The organism is Alloalcanivorax profundimaris (assembly GCF_015265435.1).
Classification (GTDB): Bacteria; Pseudomonadota; Gammaproteobacteria; order Pseudomonadales; family Alcanivoracaceae; genus Alloalcanivorax; species Alloalcanivorax profundimaris.
Genome location: NZ_JABJWH010000033.1, coordinates 1 through 6,302, shown reverse-complemented (window position 1 = coordinate 6,302; position 6,302 = coordinate 1). Strand labels below are relative to the sequence as shown.

Here is a 6,302-nt window from a genome sequence, read left to right as displayed (position 1 = left end):
AACGGCACGCTCCGGCTCCGGAATGTACTCGTCCAGGCACTCAACCAGCTTGGCCACCGCCGGCATGCCAATCTCGCTGGTGTCGCCTTCCAGTGCCTTCAGCGCGGAGCCCTTGATGATCGGAGTGTCGTCGCCCGGGAAGTCGTAGTCGTTCAGCAGCTCACGCACTTCCATCTCAACCAGCTCGAGCAGCTCTTCATCGTCCACCATGTCCGCTTTGTTCAGGAACACAACGATGAAAGGAACGCCCACCTGGCGGGACAGCAGGATGTGCTCGCGGGTCTGCGGCATCGGGCCGTCCGCCGCGCTCACCACCAGGATCGCGCCGTCCATCTGCGCCGCGCCGGTGATCATGTTCTTCACGTAGTCGGCGTGACCGGGGCAGTCAACGTGCGCGTAGTGACGGTTCGGAGAATCGTACTCAACGTGAGAGGTCGCAATGGTGATACCGCGCTCACGCTCTTCCGGCGCATTGTCGATCTGGTCAAACGCGCTCGCGGAACCCGAACCCCAGGTCTCGAAGCACACCCGGGTCAGGGCGGCGGTCAGCGTCGTCTTACCATGGTCAACGTGACCAATGGTGCCTACGTTTACGTGCGGTTTATTGCGTTCAAACTTTTCCTTTGCCACGACTCTCTACCTCTCAACTTGGCTGTGCATTCCCGTCTGAACGGCGTGCGCCTTGGAAAACACATTTAAGGACCGCGCCATTCGCGGACCACCCTGGCACCACCAAGACACATGAAGCCGGGCCCGGGAAGTCCCCGGGCCCGGTATCTGGAGCTCATGACCGGATTTGAACCGGTGACCTCACCCTTACCAAGGGTGTGCTCTACCTACTGAGCTACATGAGCGTAACCTTCATACTGCCTTGTCAGGCATCCAAATTGTTGCCGCAGACTGGAGCGGGCAGCGGGAATCGAACCCGCATCATCAGCTTGGAAGGCTGAGGTTCTACCGTTGAACTATGCCCGCGAACCTTCCGTCTGTCTTGCCAGCCTGCCGGCGAATCTGGTGGAGGGGGGAGGATTCGAACCTCCGAAGCTTTCGCGTCAGATTTACAGTCTGATCCCTTTGGCCACTCGGGAACCCCTCCTGAAAAGGGCCTACATTCTCTTTACGCCGCCTTCGCTTGTCAACCATATTTTCAGGCATTTTCAAGCTCTTAGGCGCGCATAAAGTGGAGCTGGCGAGAGGAGTCGAACCCCCGACCGGCTGATTACAAATCAGCTGCTCTACCAACTGAGCTACGCCAGCAGCGTAAGGGCTGCGCATTCTATAGAAACCCCACCGGGGGTGCAATCGTTGCCGGCGGATTCAACCCGCGCCACCATTTTCCCGTCGGCAGGCGGCCCGGTCCCGGCCCACGTCCGGATTACCGGCCAGAAAATCCTCCAGCGCCGGCGCGCCGGCGGCGGCCTCCGGCAGATACAGCCAATACTCGGTGACCGGCCGGGAAGTTTCCCTCACGAACGCCGGATAGCCGGCGTTGCGCATCTTCACGCGCAACCCCTCGGCGGAATCCGCGCTGGAAAAATACCCCAGGGAAATGGCATTGGCGTCTTCCCCGGTCTTGACGATGAAACTGTCCACCCCGCGGGCCTGCAGCTCGCCGAGCACGGTCAGCGCCCGCTCCCGGGTGCCGTAGGGGGGAAGATAGACCCAGTTGAGATGATCCTTCTGCACCGTGACCGCCTCGATGCGGCCGCCCAGACCCACGGCGTCCAGTTGGATGCGGGCCCGCTCGGCGTCACCGCGCCCGGACCAGGGCCCCACCACGGGGCACAGACCGGGGCCCGTCGCCGGCCGGGGGGCGGCGCCGCGCCGCGGCTGGGGCGCTTCGCCGAGCAGCTTGAGCTCCTGCCCCGACGGCGCCGCCGGGGCTTCCGCGCTGGCCGGGGCCGCCGGCGGGTCGGGCTCGACCACGAGCATGACCCCTTGCCAGCCCAGGTACACCAGATTCACGACCACCAGGCTGTAAAAGACCCAACGCACCGACTTTGTCCCCCAAGCCTCATTCTTGTCGTGCCGCCACCCGTTCCAGGCCGTCCAGCACGAGATCGGGCAAGTGCAGGAATTCAAAGGAAAAAGCGGAGGACAATTCGTCCGCGTCCCCGCCCGTGACCAGCACTTTGCAAGTATCGGGAAGGCGCTCACGCAGTTCAACCACCACATCCGTGACGAACGCCACAGACATGCGCAGAAGGCCGTTGTGCACGCACTCACCGGTGGAGCGCCCCAGGCCGAGTTGCGGGCGCGCCCGCTCCACGTGCACATCGGCGGTGTCGCGCAGCAGGGCGTTGCGGAGCATGCCCAGGCCGGGAACGATGTAGCCGCCCAGGAAGGCGCCCTCCCCGTCCACCGCGTCGATGGTCAGGGCACTGCCGCAGTCGATGATGATGCCGGCGCCGAACCGTTGCCAGCATTCCACCAGGGCCACCCAGCGGTCCACGCCCAGGCGGCGGGGCTCCGGATAGCAGCTGCTTACCCCGAAATCGCGCTCCTGGGAATAATAGAAACGCGGCGCCTGGCCGGTGCGCGCCCGCACCAGTTCGGTGATCCGCTGGTCGGCCTCGGGGCCGGCCACGGAGGCGATCCAGACCGCCTCCAGATTGTCGCCGGGCGCCAGGGGCGCCTCCAGGGCGGCGGGCCAGTCTCGGCCATGGGGGCGGCCGCCCTGGAGAATCCGTTCGCCGTCCCGCTGGCGCCACTTCAGGGCGGTATTGCCCACGTCCACGAACAATTTCATCGCAATCTCAAACTCACTTCGCCGCCGTGCACCCAACGGCGTTCGCCGTCGATGTCCACGCACAGGGCGCCGTCTTCCGCCACGCCCCTCGCCACGCCGTCGCGGGCGCCATCCGGGCCGTGCACGGTCACCGGCCGATCGAGGCACAGGTCCAGGGTCTGGAACTCCGCCATGAAGGGCGCGAAGCCATCCACGGCGAAGCGGTCCAGCATGGCCAGCAGTTCCCGACCCACGGCGCCGGCCAGGGCGGTGCGCGCGGGCGGCGCCGGGCAGGCCTGGCGAAGGTCGATCCAGTTCTGGTCGATGGCGTCCGCCTGGCGGTCGCTCATCGCCACGTTCAGGCCCACGCCCACCACGACCTGGACGCGGCCGTCCATCTCTCCGGCCAGCTCAATCAGGACACCGCCCAGCTTGGCGCCGTCCACCAGCAGATCATTGGGCCACTTCAGGCCCGCGTTCAGCCCCGGCGCTTCGCGCTCCAGGGCGCGCGCCACCGCCACTCCGGCGGCCAGGCTCAGACCACCCAGCGCGGAGTACCCGCCGGCCAGTTCATAGAGGACGCTGAGATACAGGTTGGCGCCGAACGGCGATTGCCAGGCGCGCCCGCGCCGGCCCCGGCCGGCGCTTTGGAATTCCGTGGTGATCACCACCGGCGACGAAACGCCCTCGCCCGCCAGGGCCAGGGCGTCGCCGTTGGTGGATTCGGTCACCGGCAGGAAGCGCAACGCGGCGTGGCCGCGAAACGCCGCTTCCAGGGCCTCGGGATCCAGCAGATCCAGGGGACTGCTCAGGCGGTAGCCCTTGCCCCGGACGGATTCCACCGCCAGACCCAGTTGCTCCAGGCGGCGGATCCGTTTCCAGATCGCCGCCCGGGAAATGCCCAGCGCCTCGCCCAGTTCGGCTCCGGAGTGAAAACGGCCGTCCGCGAGGCGGCGAATCAGAGCCTGGTCGGCGTTGGCTTCCATTGACGATCAGTGCTCCCAGATCACGCCGCGGGATTTGCCCCACTCCGGCAGGTCCGCCGCGTAGTGCTTTTCGATCTCGTTGCGCTTGAGCTTGAGGGTGGGCGTGATCAGGCCGTTCTCCACGGTCCAGGGCGTTTTGCAGATCACCAGGCAGTTGAGCCGCTCGTGGGGGTCCAGCTGCTTGTTGACCCGCTCCAGCAACTCTTCCAGGGACTTGGTGAAATGGTCCTTCTCGGCCCCCTTGCCCAGTTTCTCCTGCTCCTCGGGGGTGAGGTTGAGCAGTGCCACCGGTTGCGCCATGTTGGAACCGATCACGCAGGCCAGTTCCACGCCGGGCTGGCTGCCGAGGCGATTCTCGATGGGCGCCGGCGCCACGTACTTGCCCTTCTCGGTCTTGAAGATTTCCTTGATGCGGCCAGTGATGCGCAAACGGCCCCAGTCATCGATTTCGCCCACGTCGCCGGTTTTCAGCCAGCCATCCTCGGACAGCACCTCGGCGGTGAGATCCGGCTGCTTGTAGTAACCGCTCATGTTGCCAACGCTGCGCACCTCCACTTCGCCGGCTTCGCCGATGCGGCACTCCACGCCATCATTGGGGGTGCCCACCCAGCCAATGCGCTGATCGCCTTCCTCGGTGGTGTGCGACCAGCCGAAGTTCTCGGTCATGCCGTAAACCTCGAGGATTTCCAGATCCAGCTTGTTGAACCAGGTGATGATCTCGGTGGACAGCGGCGCGGCGCCGGACAGAGCCACACGGCATTCGTCCAGGCCCATGGCACCCAGCACCTTTTTCTTGATCACACGGTTGAGCAGCGGAATCTTGAGGAGGGTATTCAGTTTCTGCGGCGGTACCGCTTCGGAGGCCTTCTGGTAGAACTTTGACCAGATGCGCGGCACCGCGAAGAACAGGGTGGGCTTGGCGCGCTTGATGTCCTCACCGAAGGTATCCAGAGACTCCGCGAAATAGACCGTGTTGCCGGTGTACAGCAGGGCCATCTCCACCGCCGCGCGCTCGGCCACGTGGGACAGCGGCAGATAGGAGATCATGCGGTCGGCCGGCTCCAGGTCGTACACCTGGATCACCTTGTCGCCCACGGAAGAAAGGCTCTGATACTGGTGCATCACGCCCTTGGGCACGCCGGTGGTGCCGGAGGTATAGATGATGGTGGCGAGATCCTCCGGGCCGGGCTTCGCCGGCTCCGCCAGGGGAGCTTGTTCGGCGACGATGTCGGTCCACACCGGTGCCTTGGCGAGCACCTCGTCCGGGGCCAGGGAAAAAGCGATCTGTTTGATGTCGGCGGCAACCCCGTCCTTCATCATGTCCCAGTCGTCCAGCTTGCCGACGAACAGGATTTTCGACTCACTGTGCTCCAGGATCAGCTTCACGGAGTCCGCCACCAGGGTCGGGTACAGCGGCACGCTGACGCCGCCGGCGATCCAGATGGCCAGGTCGGCCATGATCCACTCGGCGCAGTTCTTGGACACCAGCGCCACCCGGTCGCCGGTCTGCACGCCCTGCGCCTGCAGGTAGCCCGCCATGCGGTAGGCTTCGTCGGCCACCTCTTCCCAGGTGTAGCTACGCACCTTGTCGCCGCCCAGAGGCTGCACCATCGCCATCCGATCACCTTGCTGGCGACGGCGGTCGTCCAATGCCTGAATCGGGGTTTTCATGGTTCCGTTCTTATCATTCGTCATAGTGATCACCTTTACCCAAACCAAAAAAGGGGGAGATCGGGCCGGTGGTCCGGCCCCGTGAAGTTTATCGGTTTAATATATCCGGCGCTCTTGGATGGCAGCGGAAAATCGGCCCCATGAACAGTGCCACGCCCAGCCCCCAGGCGCCATTGAGCAGAAAGCCGCCCAACCAGGTGACCAGGCTTACCGGCAGTTCTTTCAGCGGGAAGACCAGCAGCATCGCCACCACGGTGGGCGCGATGGCGCCGAACAGAAGAGAGACCAGCCAGAACAGCCGCGCCGGCTTGTACCGGATCAGCCACCACAACGGCAGGCCCCAGATGCCGCCCCAGAACGCCAACGAGACCACCGCCGGCACGCCGAGGGGCTCGGAGGCGGCCAGGTTATAAGGCGGTGCCGGCACCACGCCGGCGGCATACAGCAATGCCAGCAGGCCTTGATGGAAGATCAATGTCGACAGGAAGCCTGCGACAAATGCCTTGACCCACTGCATAGTGGCTCCGTTCGGGACATGACCTTCTGAGCATAGAGATACATGGGCACGGGATAAAGAGTGGGGTGAGATTAAGTGGGGTGGGGGTAGAGGGGTCTCTGGGATTGGGTTGTGGGAGTAGATGAGGTTCTGGGATTGGGTGTTGGAGTAGAGGGGCTGCTGGGATTGGGTGGTGGGCGTGGACAGTGGCGTTTAGAGGAAGCGTAGGAGCGACCGGGCGGCGCTCCGCTTTAGTCGCGATGGGGGACCTACTTAGGTGGCGAGCGGTGCTCGCCATCGCTGCGCGACGCCTTCGGCGCCTGCTCCCCGTTCCTTTGGAACAGGGTCGCTCACATGGGCCTGTGTAGGGACAGAAGGACACCGTATCCACGCGTTTCGCGAGGCGAAACCGAACAGCCGC

Annotated in this window: 6 protein-coding genes and 4 tRNA genes; all 10 read right to left on the bottom strand. The window is 64.6% G+C overall.

Features of this window, described 5'->3' with window-relative positions:
* The coding region (locus HMJ39_RS13890; RefSeq protein ID WP_194297775.1) for a GTP-binding protein at positions 1-630 on the bottom strand (630 nt) is incomplete at its 3' end.
* Positions 631-778: 148 nt separating this feature from the next.
* A tRNA-Thr gene (locus tag HMJ39_RS13885) sits at positions 779-854 on the bottom strand.
* Positions 855-901: 47 nt separating this feature from the next.
* A tRNA-Gly gene (locus tag HMJ39_RS13880) sits at positions 902-975 on the bottom strand.
* Positions 976-1,012: 37 nt separating this feature from the next.
* Positions 1,013-1,096, bottom strand: a tRNA-Tyr gene (locus tag HMJ39_RS13875).
* A gap of 85 nt (positions 1,097-1,181) precedes the next feature.
* Positions 1,182-1,257: transfer RNA gene (locus tag HMJ39_RS13870), tRNA-Thr, on the bottom strand.
* 60 nt (positions 1,258-1,317) lie between these two features.
* A complete protein-coding gene (locus HMJ39_RS13865; protein ID WP_194297774.1) occupies positions 1,318-1,995 on the bottom strand; it encodes an SPOR domain-containing protein in 678 nt (225 codons plus the stop codon).
* Positions 1,996-2,014: 19 nt separating this feature from the next.
* On the bottom strand, positions 2,015-2,749 hold the full coding sequence (locus tag HMJ39_RS13860; protein ID WP_161385810.1) for a type III pantothenate kinase: 735 nt from the start codon (positions 2,747-2,749) through the stop codon (positions 2,015-2,017).
* The gene (locus tag HMJ39_RS13855; protein ID WP_194297773.1) at positions 2,746-3,714 is read right to left on the bottom strand and encodes a biotin--[acetyl-CoA-carboxylase] ligase; all 969 of its coding nucleotides are present in this window, start codon (positions 3,712-3,714) and stop codon (positions 2,746-2,748) included. Before HMJ39_RS13855 ends, HMJ39_RS13860 begins: the two co-directional genes overlap by 4 nt.
* 6 nt (positions 3,715-3,720) lie before the next feature.
* Entirely contained in the window at positions 3,721-5,409 is a 1,689-nt protein-coding gene (locus HMJ39_RS13850) for an AMP-binding protein (protein WP_194297772.1), read from the bottom strand.
* Positions 5,410-5,473: 64 nt separating this feature from the next.
* Positions 5,474-5,902 (bottom strand): hypothetical protein, encoded by a 429-nt coding sequence (locus tag HMJ39_RS13845; protein ID WP_161385807.1) that lies wholly within the window; start codon positions 5,900-5,902, stop codon positions 5,474-5,476.
* Positions 5,903-6,302: the final 400 nt, after the last annotated feature.

Bases quoted from the DNA above. Each gene is read 5' to 3' on its own strand.
- HMJ39_RS13860 (WP_161385810.1), bottom strand. From the start codon at position 2,749: ATGAAATTGTTCGTGGACGTGGGCAATACCGCCCTGAAGTGGCGCCAG.
- HMJ39_RS13855 (WP_194297773.1), bottom strand. From the start codon at position 3,714: ATGGAAGCCAACGCCGACCAGGCTCTGATTCGCCGCCTCGCGGACGGC.
- HMJ39_RS13850 (WP_194297772.1), bottom strand. From the start codon at position 5,409: ATGACGAATGATAAGAACGGAACCATGAAAACCCCGATTCAGGCATTG.
- HMJ39_RS13845 (WP_161385807.1), bottom strand. From the start codon at position 5,902: ATGCAGTGGGTCAAGGCATTTGTCGCAGGCTTCCTGTCGACATTGATC.